Genomic DNA, 22,440 nt, shown 5'->3' with positions numbered 1-22,440 from the left:
CGGACTACGGAGAGAAAGCAATGAAAGCTCTGCTCGATCTATTCAAGCAAGTCCAACAGCCTGAAGTTTTTGACGCGATCAAGATCGGTCTGGCTTCGCCGGACAAGATCCGTTCGTGGTCGTTCGGTGAAGTCAAGAAGCCGGAAACCATCAACTACCGGACGTTCAAGCCGGAACGCGATGGTTTGTTCTGCGCGAAGATCTTCGGGCCGATCAAAGACTACGAATGCCTTTGCGGCAAGTACAAGCGCCTGAAGCACCGTGGCGTGATCTGCGAGAAGTGCGGCGTCGAAGTGACGCTGGCGAAGGTGCGTCGCGAACGGATGGGCCACATTGAACTGGCCTCGCCAGTTGCGCACATCTGGTTTCTGAAGTCGCTGCCGTCGCGTCTGGGCATGGTGCTCGACATGACGCTGCGCGACATCGAACGCGTGCTGTACTTCGAAGCATATGTGGTGATCGATCCGGGCATGACGCCGCTGAAAGCGCGGCAGATCATGACCGAAGAGGATTACTACAACAAGGTCGAAGAATACGGTGACGAATTCCGTGCCGAGATGGGCGCGGAAGGCGTTCGCGAACTGCTGCGCGCGATCAACATCGACGAACAGGTCGAGATGCTGCGCACCGAACTCAAGAACACGGGTTCGGAAGCGAAGATCAAAAAGTACGCGAAGCGCCTGAAGGTGCTCGAGGCTTTCCAGCGTTCGGGCATCAAGCCTGACTGGATGGTGCTCGAAGTGCTGCCGGTGCTGCCGCCGGAACTGCGTCCGCTGGTGCCGCTGGATGGCGGCCGCTTTGCGACGTCGGACCTGAACGACCTGTATCGCCGCGTTATCAACCGTAACAACCGGTTGAAGCGTCTGCTCGAACTGAAGGCGCCTGAAATCATCGTCCGTAACGAAAAGCGGATGCTGCAGGAAGCCGTCGATTCGCTGCTCGACAACGGCCGTCGCGGTAAGGCCATGACCGGCGCGAACAAGCGTCCGCTGAAGTCGCTCGCTGACATGATCAAGGGTAAGGGCGGTCGTTTCCGTCAGAACTTGCTCGGTAAGCGCGTTGACTATTCGGGCCGTTCGGTGATCGTGGTCGGCCCGACGCTCAAGCTGCATCAGTGCGGTCTGCCGAAGCTGATGGCGCTCGAACTGTTCAAGCCGTTCATCTTCAACAAGCTCGAAGTGATGGGTGTCGCTACCACCATCAAGGCTGCGAAGAAGGAAGTCGAGAACCAGACGCCGGTGGTGTGGGACATTCTCGAAGAAGTCATTCGCGAACATCCGGTGATGCTGAACCGTGCACCTACGCTGCACCGTCTTGGCATTCAGGCTTTTGAGCCGGTGCTGATCGAAGGTAAGGCAATCCAGCTGCATCCGCTCGTTTGTGCGGCGTTCAACGCCGACTTCGACGGTGACCAGATGGCTGTTCACGTGCCGCTGTCGCTGGAAGCGCAGATGGAAGCGCGCACGCTGATGCTGGCGTCGAACAACGTCCTGTTCCCGGCCAACGGCGATCCGTCGATCGTGCCGTCGCAGGATATCGTGCTCGGTTTGTACTACGCGACTCGTGAAGCCGTGAACGCAAAGGGCGAAGGCCTGACGTTCACCGGCGTTTCGGAAGCGCTGCGTGCCTACGAGAACAAGGAAGTCGAGCTCGCCTCGCGCGTCAACGTGCGGATCACCGAAATGGTCCACAACGAAGACAAGTCGGAAGGTGCGCCGGCGTTCGTGCCGAAGATCACGCTGTACCCGACCACCGTCGGCCGTGCAATCCTGTCGGAAATTCTTCCGCCGGGCCTGCCGTTCTCGGTGCTCAACAAGCCGCTGAAGAAGAAGGAAATCTCGCGCCTCATCAACACCGCATTCCGCAAGTGCGGTCTGCGTGAAACGGTGATTTTCGCCGACCAGTTGATGCAGTCGGGTTTCCGTCTGGCAACGCGCGCTGGTATCTCGATTTGCGTCGACGACATGCTCGTGCCGCCGCAGAAGGAAACCATCGTCGGCGACGCCGCGAAGAAGGTGAAGGAATACGACCGTCAGTACATGTCGGGTCTCGTCACGTCGCAAGAGCGCTACAACAACGTGGTCGACATCTGGTCGGCAACGTCGGAAGCGGTCGGCAAGGCGATGATGGAACAGCTGTCGACGGAACCGGTCACGGATCGCGACGGCAACGAAACGCGTCAGGAATCGTTCAACTCGATTTACATGATGGCGGACTCGGGTGCTCGTGGTTCCGCGGTTCAGATTCGTCAGCTGGCCGGTATGCGTGGCCTGATGGCGAAGCCGGACGGCTCGATCATCGAGACGCCGATTACGGCGAACTTCCGTGAAGGCCTGAACGTGTTGCAGTACTTCATCTCGACCCACGGCGCACGTAAGGGTCTGGCTGATACGGCACTGAAGACGGCAAACTCGGGTTACCTGACGCGTCGTCTCGTCGACGTGACGCAGGATCTGGTGGTGGTCGAGGACGATTGCGGTACGTCCAACGGCGTCGCCATGAAGGCGTTGGTCGAAGGCGGTGAAGTCGTCGAAGCGCTGCGTGACCGTATCCTCGGTCGCGTGACGGTGGCTGACGTCGTCAATCCGGAATCGCAGGAAACGCTGTACGAAACGGGCACGTTGCTCGACGAAGACGCGGTCGAAGAAATCGAACGCCTCGGCATCGACGAAGTGCGTGTGCGTACGCCGCTGACTTGCGAAACGCGTTACGGTCTGTGCGCAGCCTGCTACGGCCGCGACCTGGGCCGCGGCTCGTCGGTCAACGTCGGTGAAGCAGTCGGCGTGATCGCTGCGCAGTCGATCGGTGAACCGGGCACGCAGCTCACGATGCGTACGTTCCACATCGGTGGTGCGGCATCGCGTGCGGCAGTGGCTTCGTCGGTTGAAGCCAAGTCGAACGGCACGGTGCGTTTCACGGCAACGATGCGTTACGTCACCAACGCGAAGGGCGAGCAGATCGTCATCTCGCGTTCAGGCGAAGCGATGATCACCGACGACCACGGTCGCGAGCGCGAACGTCACAAGGTGCCGTACGGCGCGACGCTGTTGCAACTGGACGGCGCGCAGATCAAGGCCGGCACGCAACTGGCAACGTGGGATCCGCTGACGCGTCCGATCATCACCGAGTGGGGCGGTACGGTGAAGTTCGAAAACGTCGAAGAAGGCGTGACCGTTGCGAAGCAGATCGACGATGTGACGGGTCTGTCCACGCTGGTCGTGATCGACGTGAAGCGTCGTGGTTCGCAAGCGTCGAAGACGGTGCGTCCGCAGGTCAAGCTGCTCGATGCGAACGGCGAAGAAGTCAAGATCCCGAACACCGAGCACTCGGTGCAGATCGGCTTCCAGGTCGGCGCTCTGATCACTGTGAAGGATGGTCAGCAAGTGCAGGTCGGTGAAGTGCTGGCACGTATCCCGGTTGAATCGCAGAAGACGCGTGACATTACCGGTGGTCTGCCGCGTGTGGCCGAACTGTTCGAAGCACGTTCGCCTAAGGACGCAGGTATCCTGGCGGAAGTCACGGGTACGACATCGTTCGGTAAGGACACGAAGGGCAAGCAGCGTCTCGTTATCACGGACCTCGAGGGCAACCAGCACGAGTTCCTGATCGCGAAGGAAAAGCAGGTTCTGGTGCACGATGGTCAGGTCGTCAACAAGGGCGAAATGATTGTCGACGGTCCTGCCGATCCGCACGACATCTTGCGTCTGCAAGGTATCGAAGCGCTGTCGCGTTACATCGTGGACGAAGTGCAGGACGTGTACCGTCTGCAAGGCGTGAAGATCAACGACAAGCACATTGAAGTGATTGTTCGTCAGATGCTGCGTCGCGTGCAGATTTCGGACAACGGCGATACGCGTTTCATCCCGGGCGAACAGGTCGAGCGGTCGGATATGCTCGACGAGAACGACCGTATGATCGCGGAAGACAAGCGTCCGGCAACGTACGAAAACGTCTTGCTCGGTATCACGAAGGCTTCGTTGTCGACCGATTCGTTCATCTCGGCGGCGTCGTTCCAGGAAACGACCCGCGTGCTGACCGAAGCGGCGATCATGGGCAAGCGCGATGACCTGCGTGGTCTGAAGGAAAACGTGATCGTCGGCCGTCTGATTCCGGCCGGTACGGGTCTCGCGTTCCACAAGGCGCGCAAGAGCAAGGAACTGTCCGACCGCGAGCGTTTCGATCAGATCGCAGCGGAAGAGTCGTTCGAATTCGGTACGCCGGAAACCCCGGCCGCCGAACAGCAGCACTCAGGCGAGTAAGTCCCGGCGGCACAAGCCGCTTGGGGCTCTAGCCAGCGAAGCCGCTCAGTTTCGACTGAGCGGCTTTTTTTATGCGCTTTTCTTTTTTGCGTTTCTTTGCGGATTAGTAGGCCAAACGGCTAACGCTGCATCAAAGCGCGGGCGCAGCACGAATGCGTTGGTAAAATTCGTGTCACCGGCATCACGCTGCTTCTATCAAATTCATGTCCCGTCCGCTCGAAATCCTCAACGAAGTCTTCGGTTACCCCGCGTTCAGAGGGCAACAGGGCGAAATTGTCGAGCACGTCGCCGGCGGCGGCGATTGTCTCGTGCTGATGCCGACCGGCGGCGGCAAGTCACTCTGCTATCAGATCCCGTCGCTGGTGCGCCGCGAAGGCGGCTTCGGCACGGGCATCGTCGTTTCTCCGCTGATCGCGCTGATGCAGGATCAGGTGGCCGCGCTCACCGAGGTGGGCGTGCGCGCGGCGTATCTGAATTCGACGCTGTCGAGCGCCGAGGCGATGGCCACCGAGCGCGCATTGCGAGAAGGTGAGATCGACTTGCTTTACGTGGCGCCGGAGCGTCTGATGACCCCCCGTTTCCAGGAGTTGCTGGAGCGCACGCGCGTCGGCTTGTTCGCCATCGACGAAGCGCATTGCGTGTCGCAATGGGGGCACGATTTTCGGCCGGAATACATTCAGCTGTCGGTGCTTCACGAGCGCTTCCCGAACGTGCCGCGAATCGCGCTCACGGCCACCGCGGATGCCATCACGCGAGACGAGATCATCCACCGCCTCGCGTTGGACGACGCGCGCATTTTCGTGTCGAGCTTCGACAGGCCGAACATCCGCTATCGCATCGTCGAAAAGGACAACGCCCGCACGCAATTGCTGGACTTCATCCGCGCCGAGCATTCGAAACCCGACGGCACGACTGACGCCGGCGTCGTCTATTGCCTGTCGCGTCGCAAGGTCGAAGAGACGGCGGAGTGGCTGAAGGAAAAAGGGATGCGCGCGCTGCCGTATCACGCCGGCATGGAGTTCGAAATCCGCCAGAAGCATCAGGAGATGTTTCAGCGTGAGGAAGGGATCGTGATGTGCGCGACGATCGCCTTCGGCATGGGCATCGACAAGCCGGATGTGCGCTTCGTTGCTCACCTCGACTTGCCGAAGAGCGTCGAAGGCTATTACCAGGAAACGGGCCGCGCGGGCCGCGACGGCATGCCGGCGAACGCCTGGATGACCTACGGTCTCGGCGACGTCGTGCAGCAGCGCAAAATGATCGACGAATCCGACGCCGACGACGCGCACAAACGCGTGCAGACGGGAAAGTTGGACGCGCTTCTCGGTCTGTGCGAGGCGGCGACCTGCCGGCGAGTGCGGTTGCTCGCGTATTTCGGCGAGTCGAGCAAGCCATGCGGCAACTGCGACAACTGTCTCGAACCGCCGGATACATGGGATGCGACGCGCGAGGCCCGGATGGCGCTGTCGTGCGTGTTCCGCGCGCAGCGGGCGAGCGGCTTTCATTTCGGCGCCGGTCATCTGATCGATATCCTGCGCGGCAACAGCAGCGAGAAAATCTTGCAGCGCGGTCACGAGAAGCTGACCACGTTCGGCATCGGTTCGGCACTGGGCGAGTCGGAATGGCGCGCAATATTTCGCCAGTTGGTCGCGTTCGGCTATCTGACGGTCGATCATGAAGGATTCGGCTCGCTGGTCCTGACCGAAGCAAGCAAGCCGGTGCTCAAGGGCGAGCAGAACGTCACGATGCGCCGCTATGTCAAGCCGACGCGCACGCGTCAATCGTCCGGCCGCACTAGCGAGCGCGCCGATCCGACGATCGGCATGGGCCCGCGTGAACGCGCGCGCTGGGAGCGCCTGCGCGCATGGCGCACCGAAATGGCGAAGAGCGATGGCGTGCCGGCCTACGTGATCTTCCACGATGCGACCTTGGCGGAAATTGCCCGCAACGGCCCCGACTCAATTGAGGATTTGCGCGGCATTCCGGGCATGGGCGCGCGCAAACTGGACCGTTTCGGCGACGAATTGCTGGAAGTCGTCGCCGCCGACTGAGCTCAGCGAGTGCCTGAGCGGGTCGACAGGGGTGCGAAACATCGCAACCTGTTGACTCCCTTAGTAATTTCGGAATATTATGCTAGGTTCCGGTTCTTGGGATGCCTGCGCGCGAAGTCAATTCGTACGCCGGGCGCCCGTCCGGAAGTTCGATGCGCAATCGTTTCTGCTTTGCCCGGAAACATATGCGTCGATTTTGTTCAATTTCAGGAATAAACAATGCCAACCATCAATCAACTGGTTCGCAAAGGCCGCGCGTCGGAAACGACGAAGAGCAAGAGCCCGGCTTTGCAGGACTGCCCCCAGCGTCGCGGCGTGTGCACCCGTGTGTACACCACGACGCCGAAGAAGCCGAACTCGGCACTCCGTAAGGTTGCGAAGGTGCGCCTGACGAACGGCTTCGAAGTCATTTCGTACATCGGTGGCGAAGGCCACAACCTGCAGGAACACTCGGTCGTGCTGATTCGCGGCGGCCGTGTCAAGGACTTGCCGGGTGTGCGTTACCACATGGTTCGCGGCTCGCTGGATACCCAGGGCGTCAAGGATCGTAAGCAGGCTCGCTCGAAGTACGGTGCGAAGCGTGCCAAGGCTGGCAAGTAAATAGCCGGTCAGTAGTTTCAGGTCGTCTGCAAAGGCGGTAATAGCGGTGGTGCCGGAATCGCCGGTGCTGTCGAGTAAGTGGTCACCCGACCAGGCTGGTAAGTCGTTAGAGATGAATCGGGTTAGTTGGTGGCCGCGGGGCTAAAAGTAGCTCCAACTGAAAAAGTTAAAGGAAGAAACATGCCGCGTCGTCGCGAAGTCCCCAAGCGGGAAGTGTTGCCGGATCCGAAGTTCGGTAACGTTGATGTAGCTAAGTTCATGAACGTGCTGATGCTCTCCGGCAAGAAGTCGGTTGCCGAGCGTATCGTGTACGGCGCTTTCGAACAGATCCAGACCAAGGGTGGCAAGGACCCGCTGGAAGTGTTCACGGTAGCGCTCAACAACGTCAAGCCGGTGGTCGAAGTGAAGAGCCGCCGCGTTGGTGGTGCGAACTATCAGGTTCCGGTCGAAGTGCGCCCGTCGCGTCGTATGGCATTGGCGATGCGTTGGCTGCGTGAAGCCGCGAAGAAGCGCAGCGAGAAGTCGATGGCCCTGCGTCTGGCAGGTGAACTCTCCGAAGCGGCCGAAGGCCGTGGCGGCGCAATGAAGAAGCGCGACGAAGTTCACCGGATGGCAGAAGCCAACAAGGCGTTCTCGCACTTCCGTTTCTAAGCTTCCCGAACCCGGGTTTAGCAGAAAAACGGAAAGAAATTCCGGGCGGGTGCGCTTACAAAGCGCCTCGCCCGTTTGTGTTACAGCGCGATGGGTATTTTCTCGCATCGCGTCATCCCAATAGAGGATCAAAGTGGCTCGCAAGACACCTATCGAGCGCTACCGTAACATCGGTATTAGCGCTCACATCGACGCCGGCAAAACGACGACGACCGAGCGCATCTTGTTCTACACCGGCGTGAACCACAAGATTGGTGAAGTTCACGACGGCGCTGCCACCATGGACTGGATGGAGCAGGAGCAGGAACGCGGCATCACGATCACGTCCGCTGCTACCACGGCGTTCTGGAAAGGCATGGCCGGCGACCGCGCTGAGCACCGCATTAACATCATCGACACCCCGGGCCACGTCGACTTCACGATTGAAGTCGAGCGCTCGATGCGCGTGCTCGACGGCGCATGCATGGTCTACTGTGCTGTGGGCGGCGTGCAGCCCCAGTCGGAAACCGTGTGGCGTCAGGCTAACAAGTACAAGGTTCCCCGTCTCGCGTTCATCAACAAGATGGACCGTACCGGCGCGAACTTCTTCAAGGTTTACGACCAGCTCAAGCTGCGTCTGAAGGCGAATCCGGTTCCGGTCGTGGTGCCTATCGGCGCGGAAGAAAACTTCACGGGCGTCGTCGATCTGCTGAAGATGAAAGCGATCATTTGGGACGAAGCGTCCCAAGGCACGAAGTTCTCGTACGAAGAAATCCCGGCGGAACTGGTTGACTCGTGCAACGAGTGGCGCGAAAAGATGGTCGAAGCGGCTGCCGAGTCTAGCGAAGAGCTGATGAACAAGTACCTGGAAGAGGGCGAGCTCTCCGAAGCGGAAATCGTCAAGGGTATCCGCGACCGTACGATCGCTTGCGAAATCCAGCCGATGCTGTGCGGCACCGCGTTCAAGAACAAGGGCGTGCAACGTATGCTGGACGCCGTGCTCGACTTCCTGCCGTCGCCGATCGACATCCCGCCGGTTACCGGCGAGCTGGAAAACGGTGAAAAGGGCGAGCGCCGCGCTGCCGACGACGAAAAGTTCTCGGCACTGGCATTCAAGATCATGACCGACCCGTTCGTCGGCCAGCTGATCTTCTTCCGCGTGTACTCGGGCGTCGTGAATTCGGGCGACACCGTGCTGAACGCGACCAAAGACAAGAAAGAACGTCTGGGTCGTATTCTGCAGATGCACGCGAACCAGCGCGAAGAAATCAAGGAAGTCCGCGCGGGCGACATCGCTGCCGCCGTCGGCCTGAAAGACGCGACGACCGGCGACACGCTGTGCGATCCGCAAAGCCCGATCGTGCTCGAACGCATGATTTTCCCGGAGCCGGTGATTTCGCAGGCTGTTGAGCCGAAGACGAAGCCTGACCAGGAAAAGATGGGTCTGGCGCTGAACCGTCTGGCACAAGAAGATCCGTCGTTCCGCGTTCAAACGGACGAAGAATCGGGCCAAACCATTATTTCGGGCATGGGCGAGCTCCACCTGGAAATTCTGGTTGACCGTATGAAGCGCGAATTCGGCGTGGAAGCAACTGTCGGCAAGCCGCAGGTTGCATACCGCGAAACGATCCGCGGCAAGGCGGAAGACGTTGACGGCAAGTTCGTCAAGCAGTCGGGTGGTCGAGGCCAGTACGGTCACGCGGTCATCACGCTCGAGCCGAATGAGCAAGGCAAGGGCTACGAGTTCCTCGACGAGATCAAGGGCGGTGTGATTCCGCGCGAATACATCCCGGCGGTGGACAAGGGTATCCAGGAAACGCTGAAGGCAGGCGTGCTGGCAGGCTTCCCGGTCGTCGACGTCAAGGTTCACCTGACGTTCGGTTCGTACCACGACGTTGACTCGAACGAAAATGCGTTCCGCATGGCCGGCTCGATGGCGTTCAAGGAGGCAATGCGCAAGGCTCAACCGGTCATCCTCGAACCGATGATGGCTGTGGAAGTCGAAACGCCTGAAGATTACATGGGCAACGTGATGGGCGATCTGTCGGGTCGTCGCGGCATCGTTCAGGGCATGGACGACATGGTTGGCGGCGGCAAGATCGTTCGCGCCGAAGTGCCGCTGTCGGAAATGTTCGGCTACTCGACGTCGCTGCGTTCGCTGACCCAAGGTCGTGCAACGTACACGATGGAGTTCAAGCACTACTCCGAAGCACCGCGTAACGTGTCCGAAGCGATCATCAACGCGAAGTCGAAGTAATCGCGCGGCAAGTCATTCAACGATTAACTTTTTGAAAGAAGAGAAACATGGCTAAAGGTAAATTCGAACGGACCAAGCCGCACGTGAACGTCGGCACGATCGGTCACGTTGACCACGGCAAGACCACGCTGACGGCAGCGATCACGACGGTTCTGACGCAGAAGTTTGGCGGCGAAGCGAAGGCATACGACCAGATCGACGCGGCGCCGGAAGAAAAGGCACGTGGTATCACGATCAACACGGCACACGTCGAGTACGAAACGGCTAACCGCCACTACGCGCACGTCGACTGCCCGGGCCACGCTGACTATGTGAAGAACATGATCACGGGCGCAGCGCAGATGGACGGCGCGATCCTGGTGTGTTCGGCCGCTGACGGCCCGATGCCGCAAACGCGCGAGCACATCCTGCTGGCGCGTCAGGTTGGCGTGCCGTACATCATCGTGTTCCTGAACAAGTGCGACATGGTGGACGACGCTGAGCTGCTGGAACTGGTCGAGATGGAAGTTCGCGAGCTTCTGTCGAAGTACGACTTCCCGGGCGACGACACGCCGATCATCAAGGGTTCGGCCAAACTGGCGCTGGAAGGCGACAAGGGCGAGCTGGGCGAAGTGGCGATCATGAATCTGGCCGACGCGCTGGACACGTACATCCCGACGCCGGAGCGCGCAGTGGACGGTGCGTTCCTGATGCCGGTGGAAGACGTGTTCTCGATCTCGGGTCGCGGCACGGTGGTGACGGGTCGCGTTGAGCGCGGCGTCGTGAAGGTCGGCGAGGAAATCGAAATTGTCGGTATCAAGCCGACGGTGAAGACGACCTGCACGGGCGTGGAAATGTTCCGCAAGCTGTTGGACCAGGGTCAGGCAGGCGACAACGTGGGTATCCTGCTGCGCGGCACGAAGCGTGAAGACGTGGAGCGTGGCCAGGTGCTGGCGAAGCCGGGTTCGATCAACCCGCACACGCACTTCACGGCTGAAGTGTACGTGCTGAGCAAGGACGAAGGTGGCCGTCATACGCCGTTCTTCAACAACTATCGTCCGCAGTTCTACTTCCGTACGACGGACGTGACGGGCTCGATCGAGTTGCCGAAGGACAAGGAAATGGTCATGCCGGGCGACAACGTGTCGATCACGGTGAAGCTGATCAACCCGATCGCGATGGAAGAAGGTCTGCGTTTCGCAATCCGCGAAGGCGGCCGTACGGTCGGTGCAGGTGTGGTTGCCAAGATTCTCGAGTAAAATCGCGGATTGACGTATTTGCTGTAAGTGGTGCCCGGAGCCGGGCGCCGGCCCCCAGCGGGCGCCCGGCTCTACGTTCTTTTATCGTCTGGCGGTGCAACACCGCCTCGCTCTTTTCCAAGGAATTGTCATGCAGAACCAGAAAATCCGCATTCGCCTGAAGGCTTTCGACTATCGCCTGATCGATCAATCGGCAGCTGAAATCGTCGACACGGCAAAGCGGACTGGCGCAATCGTTCGTGGTCCGGTGCCCCTGCCGACCCGCATTCAACGCTTCGACATCCTGCGCTCGCCGCACGTCAACAAGACGTCGCGCGATCAGCTCGAAATCCGTACGCACCAACGCCTGATGGACATCGTCGATCCGACGGACAAGACCGTTGACGCACTGATGAAGCTGGACTTGCCGGCTGGCGTGGACGTGGAAATCAAGCTGCAATAAGGCTCCCAGCGGTTGTCCGGTCTGCCGGACAACGCTAAGTCATTGATTGCTTGCGGAAAACGAAAAGCCTCGCTATAATGCAAGGCTTTTCGCGCATTGGCGCAAAAAAGTCGGTGTGCTGCAGCATGAATTCATGCCCGAAACGGCACCGGCATTTTGTAAATTAGCCCCGACCAATCGCAGTCGGGAATGGAGAAAACGATGAGCCTTGGACTCGTAGGTCGCAAGGTTGGCATGACCCGTATCTTCACGGCAGAAGGGGATTCGATTCCCGTTACCGTGCTGGACGTGTCCGACAACCGCGTGACGCAGATCAAGACTGTTGAAACCGACGGCTACACGGCCGTGCAGGTTGCATTCGGTACGCGCCGTGCATCGCGTGTGACGAAGCCGTTGGCCGGTCATCTCGCCAAAGCCGGTGTTCAAGCCGGTGAAATCCTCAAAGAATTCCAGATCGATGCTGCCAAGGCTGCCGAGTTGTCGAACGGCACCGTGGTCGGTCCCGACCTGTTCGAAGTAGGCCAGAAGGTCGACGTGCAAGGCGTGTCGATCGGTAAGGGCTACGCCGGTACCATCAAGCGTTACAACTTCGCATCCGGCCGTGCATCGCACGGTAACTCGCGCTCGCACAACGTGCCGGGCTCGATCGGTATGGCGCAGGATCCGGGTCGTGTTTTCCCGGGTAAGCGCATGACCGGTCACATGGGTGACGATACGGTAACCGTGCAAAACCTCGAAATCGCTCGTATCGACGCTGACCGCAAGCTGTTGCTGGTCAAGGGCGCCGTTCCGGGTGCGAAGGGCGGCAAGGTATTCGTTACGCCGGCCGTGAAGACGCGTGCCGTGAAAGGAGCGAAATAATGGAACTTAAGCTCCTGAATGCCAATGGTCAGGAAGGTGCAGGCGTTAGCGCGTCGGACGTCGTGTTCGGCCGCGATTACAACGAAGCCCTGATTCACCAGGTAGTGGTTGCGTACCAGGCGAATGCCCGTAGCGGCAACCGCGCGCAGAAGGATCGTGAGCAAGTCAAGCACACGACCAAGAAGCCGTGGCGCCAGAAGGGTACGGGCCGCGCTCGCGCCGGTATGTCGTCGAGCCCGCTGTGGCGCGGCGGTGGCCGTATCTTCCCGAATTCGCCGGAAGAAAACTTTTCGCACAAGGTCAACAAGAAGATGCATCGCGCAGGTCTCTGCTCGATCTTCTCGCAGCTGGCCCGCGAAGGCCGCATCTCGGTGGTCGACGAGCTGACGCTCGAAGCGCCGAAGACGAAGCTGCTGGCCGAAAAATTCAAGGCGATGGGTCTCGACTCCGTGCTGGTGATTACCGACACGGTTGACGAAAACCTGTACCTCGCGTCGCGCAACCTCGCCCATGTGGCAGTTGTCGAGCCGCGTTACGCCGACCCGCTGTCGCTGATCTACTTCAAGAAGATCCTGATCACGAAGGCTGCGGTCGCCCAGATCGAGGAGTTGCTGTCATGAGCGAGATTCGCAAGAACGATCATCGTTTGATGCAGGTCCTGCTCGCGCCGGTGATCTCCGAAAAGGCGACGCTGGTGGCCGACAAGAACGAGCAAGTCGTGTTCGAAGTCGCGCCCGATGCCACGAAGCAGGAAGTGAAAGCCGCAGTCGAGCTGCTGTTCAAGGTGGAAGTCAATTCCGTCAACGTGCTGGTCTCGAAGGGCAAAGCCAAGCGCTTTGGCCGCTTCATGGGCAAGCGCAAGGACGTGAAGAAGGCGTACGTCTGCCTGAAGCCCGGCCAGGAAATCAACTTTGAAGCGGAGGCCAAGTAATCATGGCAATCGTTAAAGTTAAGCCGACTTCGCCGGGCCGCCGTGCGATGGTCAAGGTGGTCAACAAGGATCTGCATAAGGGCAAGCCGTACGCACCGCTGCTCGACGCGCAATCCACGACTGCCGGCCGTAACAACAACGGTCACATCACCACCCGTCATAAGGGCGGTGGTCACAAGCATCACTATCGTGTCGTCGATTTCCGTCGCACGAAGGATGGCATTCCGGCCAAGGTCGAACGTCTTGAGTACGATCCGAACCGTAGCGCGAACATCGCGCTGGTTCTGTACGCAGACGGCGAACGCCGCTACATCATTGCACCGAAGGGCGTTACTGTCGGTCAGCAACTGATGTCGGGTTCGGAAGCGCCGATCCGCGCAGGCAACACGCTGCCGATCCGCAACATCCCGGTTGGTACGACGATCCACTGCATCGAAATGCTGCCGGGCAAGGGCGCGCAAATGGCGCGTTCAGCTGGTACGTCGGCGATGTTGCTGGCTCGTGAAGGCATCTACGCACAGGTCCGCCTGCGCTCGGGTGAAATCCGCCGCGTCCACGTCGAGTGCCGCGCGACGATTGGTGAAGTTGGCAACGAAGAGCATAGCCTCCGTCAAATCGGTAAGGCTGGCGCGAACCGCTGGCGCGGTATCCGCCCGACGGTGCGTGGCGTTGCAATGAACCCGGTCGATCACCCGCACGGTGGTGGTGAAGGCAAGACGGCTGCAGGTCGCGATCCGGTGAGCCCGTGGGGCACGCCTGCTAAGGGTTATCGCACCCGCAGCAACAAGCGCACGACGAGCATGATCGTCCAGCGCCGTCACAAGCGTTAAGGAGTAGGCAATGGCACGTTCTGTAAAAAAAGGTCCGTTCTGCGACGCCCATTTGCTGAAGAAAGTTGAGGCGGCAGCAGCTTCGCGGGATAAGAAGCCGATCAAAACCTGGTCGCGCCGTTCGACGATCCTCCCGGATTTCATCGGTCTGACGATCGCCGTTCATAACGGCCGTCAACACGTTCCGGTGTACATCTCGGAAAACATGGTCGGCCACAAGCTTGGCGAGTTTGCATTGACCCGTACGTTCAAGGGTCACGCAGCCGACAAGAAGGCTAAGAAATAAGGGGCTCATGATGGAAGTGAAAGCAATTCATCGCGGTGCCCGCATCTCGGCGCAGAAAACGCGCCTTGTGGCTGACCAGATCCGCGGTTTGCCGGTCGACAAGGCGCTGAACGTTCTGACGTTCTCGCCGAAGAAGGCTGCGGGAATCGTGAAAAAGGTCGTGCTGTCGGCGATCGCGAATGCGGAGCATAACGAAGGCGCCGATATCGATGAGCTCAAGATCACGAGCATCTACATCGACAAGGCGGCGTCGCTCAAGCGTTTTACCGCGCGCGCTAAAGGCCGTGGTAACCGCATCGAGAAGCAATCCTGTCACATCACTGTGACGGTCGGGAATTAAGGGGTCATACGATGGGACAGAAAATTCATCCGACTGGCTTCCGTTTGGCCGTCAGCCGCAATTGGGCGTCGCGTTGGTACGCGAACAACAACAATTTCGCGGCGATGTTGCAGGAAGACATCGGTGTTCGTGAATACCTGAAGAAGAAGCTGAAGAATGCTTCGGTTGGTCGCGTCGTTATCGAGCGTCCGGCGAAAAACGCGCGCATCACGATTTATAGCTCGCGTCCGGGTGTGGTCATCGGTAAGAAGGGCGAGGACATCGAGCTGCTGAAGTCGGAACTGCAACGCCGCATGGGCGTTCCGGTCCACGTCAACATCGAAGAAATCCGCAAGCCGGAAACCGATGCGCAACTGATCGCGGATTCGATCACGCAACAGCTCGAGCGCCGGATTATGTTCCGCCGCGCGATGAAGCGTGCGATGCAAAACGCAATGCGTCTGGGTGCTCAAGGCATCAAGATCATGAGCGCTGGCCGCCTGAACGGTATCGAAATCGCTCGTACGGAATGGTATCGCGAAGGTCGCGTGCCGCTTCATACGCTGCGTGCTGATATCGACTACGCAACTTCGGAAGCGAAGACGACGTACGGCATCATTGGCGTGAAGGTGTGGGTCTACAAGGGCGACACGCTCGGCCGCAACGACGCACCGGTGGTTGAAGAAGTCGCCGAAGAAAAGCGTCCGCGCCGCAACGCACGTCCGGGTGGCGATCGCCGTCCGCGCCGTGATGGTGAAGGTGGTGGCCCGGCAGGTGCACGCCGTGGCGCTCCTCGTCGTGCTGGCGGTGCCGGCGACGGCGGGAAGACTGGAGAATAACGATGCTGCAACCGAAACGCAGAAAGTATCGCAAAGAGCAGAAGGGTCGTAACACCGGTATCGCTACCCGCGGCAACGCGGTGTCGTTCGGTGAGTTCGGCCTGAAGGCTATCGGTCGTGGTCGTTTGACCGCGCGCCAGATTGAAGCGGCACGTCGTGCAATGACGCGTCACATCAAGCGTGGTGGCCGCATCTGGATCCGCATCTTCCCGGACAAGCCGATCTCGCACAAGCCGGCTGAAGTACGGATGGGTAACGGTAAAGGTAACCCTGAGTACTACGTCGCAGAGATTCAACCGGGCAAGATGCTGTACGAAATGGACGGCGTAACCGAAGAGCTGGCACGCGAAGCGTTCCGTCTGGCTGCAGCTAAGCTGCCGCTCAAGACGACGTTTATCGTGCGTCAGCTCGGCGCCTAAGGAGCAAAATGATGAAGGCTTCCGAACTTCACCAGAAAGATCAGGCCGCGCTCAACAAGGAGCTGTCGGACCTGTTGAAGGCGCAATTCGGCCTGCGCATGCAACTCGCGACCCAGCAGCTCACGAACACGAGCCAGCTGAAGAAGGTTCGTCGCGACATCGCACGTGTGCGGACCGTCCTGACTGAGAAGGCGAACCAGAAATGAACGATAGCGTAAAAACCTCGCTCAAGCGGACGCTGGTCGGCAAGGTCGTCAGCAACAAGATGGACAAGACGGTCACCGTGCTGGTTGAGCACCGCGTGAAGCACCCGATCTACGGCAAGTACGTTGTGCGCTCGAAGAAGTACCACGCGCACGACGATGCGAACACGTACAACGAGGGCGACCTCGTTGAAATCCAGGAAACCCGTCCGATTTCGAAGACGAAAGCTTGGGTTGTGGCTCGCCTGGTCGAGGCTGCTCGCGTCATCTGACGCCGCGACGTAGTAGAAGTTGTTGAAATCGCAGTAGATTTCGCTTGCAAGACCGAGATTATTTGTTATAATCTTGGTCTTCCCTCTTTATGGGAGCCCCGTCGCGGGCGAAGTTGGTGGGGGAAGCGGTTCGGGCGCCAGCCTGTTCCGAAGGATTCACCGGATTGCGATGGCGGGTTTCGTTTGCCGTCGCTGCTGTTCATACCCAAGCAGCCGATTGGCTGACGGGACCAAGACTGACCGGGTACGCCATGGTGGTGTGACCGGATTAAGTTGGGAAAGATAAACCATGATCCAGACCGAAACTCGGCTTGAAGTGGCCGACAACACGGGTGCGCGTGAAGTCATGTGCATCAAGGTGCTCGGCGGCTCGAAGCGTCGTTATGCCAGCATTGGCGACATCATCAAGGTGACCGTCAAAGAGGCAACGCCGCGCGGGCGCGTGAAGAAAGGCGAAATTTATAACGCCGTGGTGGTTCGCACCGCCAAGGGCGTGCGCCGTCAGGACGGCTCGCTGATCAAGTTCGATGGCAATGCCGCTGTGTTGTTGAATGCCAAGCTCGAACCTATTGGCACCCGTATTTTCGGGCCTGTCACGCGCGAGTTGCGCAGCGAACGATTCATGAAGATCGTTTCGTTGGCACCTGAAGTGCTGTAAGGAGTCGCGATGAACAAGATTCGCAAAGGTGACGAAGTTATCGTCATCACCGGCAAAGATAAAGGCAAGCGCGGCGTCGTGCTGTCCGTTGGCGAAGGCAAAGTGATTGTCGAGGGCATCAATCTCGTCAAGAAACACGTCAAGCCGAACCCGATGAAGGGTACGACGGGCGGTGTGGAAGCCAAGACGATGCCGCTGCAAATTTCGAACGTCGCATTGGTCGACGCGAATGGCAAGGCGTCGCGTGTAGGCATCAAGGTCGAAGGAGACAAGAAAGTCCGTTTCCTTAAGACGACCGGTGCCGAGCTGAGCGCCTGACGCTGCGGAGTAAAAAAATGGCTCGTTTGCAAGAGTTTTACAAAGAGAAGGTTGTACCCGGCCTCATCGAGAAGTTCGGTTACAAGTCCGTGATGGAAGTGCCGCGCATCACCAAGATCACCCTGAACATGGGCCTTGGCGAAGCGGTTGCTGACAAGAAGATCATCGAAAACGCCGTTGGCGACCTGACGAAGATCGCAGGCCAGAAGCCGGTGATAACGAAGGCACGCAAGGCAATCGCTGGCTTCAAGATCCGTCAGGGCTATCCGATCGGTGCAATGGTCACGTTGCGTGGTCAAGCAATGTACGAATTCCTGGACCGTTTCGTGACGGTCGCGCTCCCCCGTGTGCGTGACTTCCGTGGCGTGTCGGGTCGTGCGTTCGATGGTCGCGGCAACTACAACATCGGTGTGAAAGAGCAGATCATTTTCCCCGAAATCGACTACGACAAGATCGACGCACTGCGTGGGCTGAACATCAGCATCACGACGACTGCGAAGACCGACGACGAAGCAAAGGCTCTGCTCGCCAGCTTCAAGTTCCCGTTCAGAAACTGAGGTTACCGTGGCTAAACTGGCACTGATCGAACGTGAAAAGAAGCGTGCTCGCCTGGCCGCTAAGTACGCTCCCAAGCGTACTGAGCTGAAAGCGATTATCGGCGATATGAGCAAGTCGGACGAAGAGCATTACGCAGCACGTCTGGAACTGCAACAACTGCCGCGCAACTCTAACCCGACCCGTAAGCGCAATCGTTGTGCAATTACCGGTCGCCCGCGTGGCACGTTCCGTAAATTCGGGCTGGCGCGTAACAAGATTCGCGAAATCGCGTTCCGCGGCGAGATCCCTGGCCTGACCAAGGCGAGCTGGTAATAGGAGAAACGTAAATGAGTATGAGTGATCCTATCGCCGATATGCTGACTCGCATCCGCAATGCGCAGATGGTTGAGAAAGTCTCGGTGACTATGCCCTCGTCGAAAGTCAAGGTTGCGATTGCGCAGGTCCTGAAGGACGAAGGCTATATCGATGATTTCGCAGTGAAGTCCGAAGGTGCGAAGTCTGAATTGAACATCGTGTTGAAGTACTACGCTGGCCGTCCGGTCATCGAACGCATTGAACGCGTTTCGAAGCCTGGTCTGCGTGTGTACCGCGGCCGTAACGACATCCCCGTGGTCATGAATGGCCTCGGCGTGGCAATCGTGTCGACGCCGAAGGGCGTGATGACGGACCGCAAGGCGCGTGCAACGGGCGTTGGCGGCGAAGTCATCTGCTACGTCGCTTAAGGCCGAAAGGAGAGAAACATGTCTCGAGTAGGTAAAAGCCCGGTCGCGCTGCAAGGCGCAGAAGTGGCCCTGAGCGACGATCGCATCACCGTCAAGGGCCCGCTGGGTACGATTACGCAGGCGGCAAACCGCCTCGTGAAAGTGGTGAACGACAACGGCACGCTGAATTTCGAGCCGGTTGACGAAAGCCGCGAAGCGAATGCGATGTCGGGCACGATGCGCGCACTGGTTGCGAACATGGTGAACGGCGTGACGAAGGGTTTCGAGCGCAAGCTGACGCTGGTTGGCGTTGGTTACCGCGCACAGGCGCAAGGCGACAAGCTGAACCTGTCGCTGGGTTTCTCGCACCCCGTGGTGCACCAGATGCCGGAAGGCGTCAAGGCTGAAACCCCGACGCAAACCGAAATCGTGATCAAGGGGATCAATAAACAACAAGTTGGCCAAGTCGCTGCAGAAGTGCGCGGCTATCGCCCGCCGGAGCCCTACAAGGGCAAGGGTGTGCGTTACGCCAATGAGGTTGTGATCCTCAAAGAAACGAAGAAGAAGTAAGGGTGCGCAATCATGGATAAGACTCAATCTCGCCTGCGCCGCGCTCGTCAGACGCGTATCAAGATCGCTGAGCTGCAGGTCGCGCGTCTCGCCGTGCATCGCACGAACACGCACATCTACGCGCAAGTGTTCTCGCCGTGCGGCACCAAGGTGCTCGCCAGCGCGTCGACGCTCGAGGCCGAAGTGCGTGCGCAACTCGCTGATCAGACCGGCAAGGGCGGCAACGTCAATGCTGCGACCCTGATTGGTAAGCGCATCGCAGAAAAGGCTAAGGCTGCCGGCATCGAATCCGTCGCCTTCGACCGTTCGGGTTTCCGTTACCACGGCCGCGTGAAAGCGCTGGCTGATGCGGCGCGCGAAGCCGGACTCAAGTTCTAAGGGAAGAATTCGTCATGGCAAAGATGCAAGCGAAAGTTCAGGCTGACGAACGCGACGACGGCCTTCGTGAAAAAATGATTTCGGTCAATCGCGTGACCAAGGTCGTGAAGGGTGGCCGGATTCTCGGTTTCGCCGCACTGACCGTGGTTGGCGACGGTGATGGCCGCGTCGGTATGGGCAAGGGCAAGGCGAAGGAAGTGCCGGTCGCTGTTCAGAAGGCGATGGAACAGGCTCGCCGCAACATGTTCAAGGTGCCGCTCAAGAACGGTACCCTGCAACACGAAGTGCACGGTAAGCACGGCGCATCGATGGTCCTCCTGGCTCCGGCCAAGGACGGTACCGGCGTGATCGCTGGCGGTCCGATGCGCGCAGTGTTCGACGTGATGGGCGTGCAGAACGTTGTGGCCAAGAGCCACGGTTCGACGAACCCGTATAACCTCGTTCGTGCAACGCTCGACGGTCTGCGCAAGCAGTCCACGCCGGGCGACATCGCGGCGAAGCGCGGCAAGTCCGTCGAAGATATTCTGGGCTAAGGTGGACACTATGTCTGATAAAACTGTCAAGGTCCAGCTCGTCAAGAGCCTGATCGGCACCCGTGAAACGCACCGTGCAACGGTGCGTGGCTTGGGCCTGCGCCGACTCAACTCGGTTAGCGAGTTGCAGGACACGCCGGCTGTGCGCGGCATGATCAACAAGGTTTCGTACCTCGTTAAGGTCATCAGCTAAGCGGCTGACCAGGACTCAAGGAGTTGATAATGGAATTGAATAACCTGAAGCCGGCTGAAGGCTCGAAGCACGCTAAGCGTCGCGTCGGCCGTGGCATCGGCTCCGGTCTGGGCAAGACGGCTGGCCGCGGTCACAAGGGTCAGAAGTCGCGTTCGGGCGGCTTTCACAAGGTTGGCTTCGAAGGCGGTCAAATGCCGCTGCAACGTCGCCTGCCGAAGCGTGGCTTCACCTCGCTGACGAAGGAATTCGTCGGTGAAGTGCGTCTCTCGGATCTGGAAAAGCTGCCGGTCGACGAAATCGATCTGCTGGCTCTGAAGCAAGCCGGCTTGGTCGGCGAGCTGATCAAGAGCGCCAAGATCATCGCGACGGGCGAGCTCAAGCGCAAGGTCGTTGTGAAGGGTCTGGGTGCGACGAAGGGTGCGCGCGCTGCTATCGAAGCAGCCGGCGGCTCTTTTGCCGAGTAACGCGCAAGTTATTTGCCGTCACTAGCATTTGCATCGGAGAAGGTACTTGGCTAACAGCCCGAGTCTCGCAAAACCCGGTCGCAGCGCGGCGAAGTTCGGCGATCTGCGTCGGCGGGCAGTGTTCCTGCTGCTGGCGCTGATCGTCTACCGTATCGGCGCGCATATTCCGGTGCCGGGTATTGACCCGGACCAGCTGGCAAAGTTGTTCCAAAGCCAGTCGGGCGGCATCCTTGGCATGTTCAACATGTTCTCGGGTGGCGCACTTTCGCGGTTCACGATTTTTGCGCTGGGGATCATGCCGTATATTTCGGCGTCGATCATCATGCAGTTGCTGGCGATTGTCTCGCCGCAGCTCGAAGCGCTGAAAAAGGAAGGGCAGGCGGGTCAGCGGAAGATTACGCAGTACACGCGTATCTTCACGGTCCTGCTGGCGACGTTCCAGGCGTTCGGCATTGCCGTCGCGTTGGAAAATCAGCCGGGCCTGGTGATCGATCCGGGGATGGTTTTTCGGTTGACGACGGTCGTGACGCTGGTGACCGGCACGATGTTCCTGATGTGGCTGGGTGAGCAGATCACGGAGCGCGGGCTTGGCAACGGTATCTCGATCATTATTTTCGGCGGGATTGCAGCGGGTTTCCCGAATGCGATCGGTGGTCTCGTTTCGCTGGTGCAAACCGGTTCGATGAGCCCGATATCCGCGATTATCGTCGTCGCGCTGATTGCCGCTGTGACGTATCTGGTGGTGTTCATCGAACGCGGCCAGCGCAAGATTCTTGTGAACTACGCAAAGCGGCAAGTCGGTAACAAGATTTACGGCGGTCAGTCTTCGCATCTGCCGCTGAAGTTGAACATGTCGGGCGTGATTCCGCCGATCTTTGCATCGTCGATCATTCTCTTCCCGGCAACCATCCTGAACTGGTTTAGTTCGGGGTCGCGTACCAGCTGGTTCGCAGACACGTTGCACAACGTGGCCGAAGCCCTCAAGCCCGGTCAACCCGTGTACGTGTTGCTGTACGCGTTGGCGATCGTTTTCTTCTGTTTCTTCTACACCGCACTGGTGTTCAACAGCAGAGAGACGGCCGACAACCTGAAAAAGAGTGGCGCTTTCGTCCCAGGCATCCGCCCGGGCGATCAAACGGCGCGATACATCGACCGCATCTTGACGCGTCTGACGCTGGCCGGTGCGATCTACATCGTGTTTGTTTGTCTGCTGCCCGAGTTTCTGGTGCTGCGCTGGAACGTGCCGTTTTATTTTGGTGGAACGTCGCTGCTGATCATTGTCGTCGTCACAATGGATTTCATGGCGCAGGTGCAGTCGTACGTTATGTCGCAACAGTATGAATCGCTGCTGAAGAAAGCTAATTTCAAAGGCGGCGGCGTCCCGATGCGTTGAAAGGACTTATGGCCAAAGACGATGTTATCCAGATGCAGGGTGAAGTCATCGAAAACCTGCCTAACGCTACCTTCAGGGTGAAGCTGGAAAACGGCCATGTCGTATTGGGACACATATCCGGCAAGATGCGGATGCACTACATCCGAATCTTGCCGGGCGACAAGGTGACGGTTGAATTGACGCCTTACGATCTGTCGCGTGCGCGGATCGTGTTCCGGGCGAAGTGATTTGAAAAAA

General features: G+C 59.0%; 29 protein-coding genes. All 29 read left to right on the top strand.

Annotation, left to right across the window (positions count from 1 at the left end; translation table 11 throughout):
* Positions 1-20: 20 nt before the first annotated feature.
* The 29 genes from rpoC (at position 21) to infA (ending at position 22,430) form a co-directional block, all read left to right on the top strand.
* Positions 21-4,259, top strand: a complete 4,239-nt coding sequence (gene rpoC, locus PQR32_RS37680; RefSeq protein ID WP_408239617.1) for a DNA-directed RNA polymerase subunit beta' — start codon at positions 21-23, stop codon at positions 4,257-4,259.
* Between the two features lie 203 nt (positions 4,260-4,462).
* The gene (gene recQ / locus PQR32_RS37675) at positions 4,463-6,310 is read left to right on the top strand and encodes a DNA helicase RecQ (RefSeq protein ID WP_408239615.1); all 1,848 of its coding nucleotides are present in this window, start codon (positions 4,463-4,465) and stop codon (positions 6,308-6,310) included.
* Between the two features lie 219 nt (positions 6,311-6,529).
* Complete coding sequence (rpsL, locus tag PQR32_RS37670) at positions 6,530-6,910, top strand: 30S ribosomal protein S12 (RefSeq protein WP_006998493.1); 381 nt, start codon at positions 6,530-6,532, stop codon at positions 6,908-6,910.
* A gap of 180 nt (positions 6,911-7,090) precedes the next feature.
* Entirely contained in the window at positions 7,091-7,561 is a 471-nt protein-coding gene (gene rpsG, locus PQR32_RS37665) for a 30S ribosomal protein S7 (protein WP_006053291.1), read from the top strand.
* Positions 7,562-7,694: 133 nt separating this feature from the next.
* Positions 7,695-9,797 (top strand): elongation factor G, encoded by a 2,103-nt coding sequence (gene fusA / locus PQR32_RS37660; RefSeq protein ID WP_007180139.1) that lies wholly within the window; start codon positions 7,695-7,697, stop codon positions 9,795-9,797.
* A gap of 47 nt (positions 9,798-9,844) precedes the next feature.
* Positions 9,845-11,035, top strand: coding sequence for an elongation factor Tu (gene tuf, locus PQR32_RS37655; protein ID WP_012434572.1), 1,191 nt, complete (start codon positions 9,845-9,847; stop codon positions 11,033-11,035).
* A gap of 130 nt (positions 11,036-11,165) precedes the next feature.
* Positions 11,166-11,477 carry a 30S ribosomal protein S10 gene (rpsJ, locus tag PQR32_RS37650; RefSeq protein WP_006998489.1) on the top strand — a complete coding sequence of 104 codons (312 nt, stop codon included), beginning with the start codon at positions 11,166-11,168 and terminating at the stop codon, positions 11,475-11,477.
* 201 nt (positions 11,478-11,678) lie between these two features.
* A complete protein-coding gene (gene rplC / locus PQR32_RS37645; protein ID WP_007180137.1) occupies positions 11,679-12,338 on the top strand; it encodes a 50S ribosomal protein L3 in 660 nt (219 codons plus the stop codon).
* Complete coding sequence (rplD, locus tag PQR32_RS37640) at positions 12,338-12,958, top strand: 50S ribosomal protein L4 (RefSeq protein ID WP_007180136.1); 621 nt, start codon at positions 12,338-12,340, stop codon at positions 12,956-12,958. Before rplC ends, rplD begins: the two co-directional genes overlap by 1 nt.
* Positions 12,955-13,269, top strand: a complete 315-nt coding sequence (gene rplW / locus PQR32_RS37635) for a 50S ribosomal protein L23 (protein WP_007180135.1) — start codon at positions 12,955-12,957, stop codon at positions 13,267-13,269. The genes rplD and rplW overlap by 4 nt, the downstream gene beginning before the upstream one ends.
* A 2-nt stretch (positions 13,270-13,271) precedes the next feature.
* Positions 13,272-14,099 (top strand): 50S ribosomal protein L2, encoded by an 828-nt coding sequence (gene rplB / locus PQR32_RS37630; protein ID WP_408239611.1) that lies wholly within the window; start codon positions 13,272-13,274, stop codon positions 14,097-14,099.
* A 10-nt stretch (positions 14,100-14,109) separates the two neighbouring features.
* Complete coding sequence (rpsS, locus tag PQR32_RS37625) at positions 14,110-14,385, top strand: 30S ribosomal protein S19 (RefSeq protein ID WP_004199273.1); 276 nt, start codon at positions 14,110-14,112, stop codon at positions 14,383-14,385.
* Between the two features lie 7 nt (positions 14,386-14,392).
* Entirely contained in the window at positions 14,393-14,725 is a 333-nt protein-coding gene (gene rplV, locus PQR32_RS37620) for a 50S ribosomal protein L22 (RefSeq protein WP_007180133.1), read from the top strand.
* Between the two features lie 11 nt (positions 14,726-14,736).
* Positions 14,737-15,543: a 30S ribosomal protein S3 gene (gene rpsC, locus PQR32_RS37615; protein WP_011490053.1), complete on the top strand. Its 807-nt coding sequence runs from the start codon at positions 14,737-14,739 to the stop codon at positions 15,541-15,543.
* 2 nt (positions 15,544-15,545) lie between these two features.
* On the top strand, positions 15,546-15,962 hold the full coding sequence (gene rplP, locus PQR32_RS37610; RefSeq protein WP_007180131.1) for a 50S ribosomal protein L16: 417 nt from the start codon (positions 15,546-15,548) through the stop codon (positions 15,960-15,962).
* Positions 15,963-15,973: 11 nt separating this feature from the next.
* Positions 15,974-16,168 (top strand): 50S ribosomal protein L29, encoded by a 195-nt coding sequence (gene rpmC, locus PQR32_RS37605; RefSeq protein ID WP_007180130.1) that lies wholly within the window; start codon positions 15,974-15,976, stop codon positions 16,166-16,168.
* Positions 16,165-16,437, top strand: a complete 273-nt coding sequence (gene rpsQ / locus PQR32_RS37600; protein ID WP_007180129.1) for a 30S ribosomal protein S17 — start codon at positions 16,165-16,167, stop codon at positions 16,435-16,437. Before rpmC ends, rpsQ begins: the two co-directional genes overlap by 4 nt.
* Positions 16,438-16,726: 289 nt before the next feature.
* Complete coding sequence (rplN, locus tag PQR32_RS37595; RefSeq protein WP_006052212.1) at positions 16,727-17,095, top strand: 50S ribosomal protein L14; 369 nt, start codon at positions 16,727-16,729, stop codon at positions 17,093-17,095.
* A gap of 9 nt (positions 17,096-17,104) precedes the next feature.
* Positions 17,105-17,413 carry a 50S ribosomal protein L24 gene (gene rplX, locus PQR32_RS37590; protein ID WP_006052213.1) on the top strand — a complete coding sequence of 103 codons (309 nt, stop codon included), beginning with the start codon at positions 17,105-17,107 and terminating at the stop codon, positions 17,411-17,413.
* A gap of 17 nt (positions 17,414-17,430) precedes the next feature.
* Entirely contained in the window at positions 17,431-17,970 is a 540-nt protein-coding gene (rplE, locus tag PQR32_RS37585) for a 50S ribosomal protein L5 (RefSeq protein ID WP_006052214.1), read from the top strand.
* Positions 17,971-17,977: 7 nt separating this feature from the next.
* Positions 17,978-18,283, top strand: a complete 306-nt coding sequence (gene rpsN, locus PQR32_RS37580; RefSeq protein ID WP_408216892.1) for a 30S ribosomal protein S14 — start codon at positions 17,978-17,980, stop codon at positions 18,281-18,283.
* A 14-nt stretch (positions 18,284-18,297) separates the two neighbouring features.
* Entirely contained in the window at positions 18,298-18,693 is a 396-nt protein-coding gene (gene rpsH / locus PQR32_RS37575) for a 30S ribosomal protein S8 (protein WP_006052216.1), read from the top strand.
* A gap of 18 nt (positions 18,694-18,711) precedes the next feature.
* Positions 18,712-19,242, top strand: coding sequence for a 50S ribosomal protein L6 (gene rplF / locus PQR32_RS37570; protein ID WP_012434569.1), 531 nt, complete (start codon positions 18,712-18,714; stop codon positions 19,240-19,242).
* A 12-nt stretch (positions 19,243-19,254) separates the two neighbouring features.
* Positions 19,255-19,620, top strand: coding sequence for a 50S ribosomal protein L18 (gene rplR, locus PQR32_RS37565; RefSeq protein WP_012434568.1), 366 nt, complete (start codon positions 19,255-19,257; stop codon positions 19,618-19,620).
* 14 nt (positions 19,621-19,634) lie between these two features.
* A complete protein-coding gene (rpsE, locus tag PQR32_RS37560; RefSeq protein ID WP_006052219.1) occupies positions 19,635-20,153 on the top strand; it encodes a 30S ribosomal protein S5 in 519 nt (172 codons plus the stop codon).
* A gap of 10 nt (positions 20,154-20,163) precedes the next feature.
* Complete coding sequence (rpmD, locus tag PQR32_RS37555; RefSeq protein WP_007180126.1) at positions 20,164-20,346, top strand: 50S ribosomal protein L30; 183 nt, start codon at positions 20,164-20,166, stop codon at positions 20,344-20,346.
* A gap of 29 nt (positions 20,347-20,375) precedes the next feature.
* Positions 20,376-20,810 carry a 50S ribosomal protein L15 gene (gene rplO / locus PQR32_RS37550; RefSeq protein ID WP_007180125.1) on the top strand — a complete coding sequence of 145 codons (435 nt, stop codon included), beginning with the start codon at positions 20,376-20,378 and terminating at the stop codon, positions 20,808-20,810.
* Positions 20,811-20,856: 46 nt separating this feature from the next.
* A complete protein-coding gene (gene secY / locus PQR32_RS37545; RefSeq protein ID WP_007180124.1) occupies positions 20,857-22,203 on the top strand; it encodes a preprotein translocase subunit SecY in 1,347 nt (448 codons plus the stop codon).
* An 8-nt stretch (positions 22,204-22,211) separates the two neighbouring features.
* Positions 22,212-22,430, top strand: coding sequence for a translation initiation factor IF-1 (infA, locus tag PQR32_RS37540; RefSeq protein ID WP_004521905.1), 219 nt, complete (start codon positions 22,212-22,214; stop codon positions 22,428-22,430).
* Positions 22,431-22,440: the final 10 nt, after the last annotated feature.

The sequence above is a fragment of the Paraburkholderia dipogonis genome (genome assembly GCF_046027395.1).
GTDB lineage: Bacteria > Pseudomonadota > Gammaproteobacteria > Burkholderiales > Burkholderiaceae > Paraburkholderia > Paraburkholderia dipogonis_A.
Note: the sequence above shows the minus strand (reverse complement) of the source record. Positions and strands in the feature narration are given on the sequence as shown.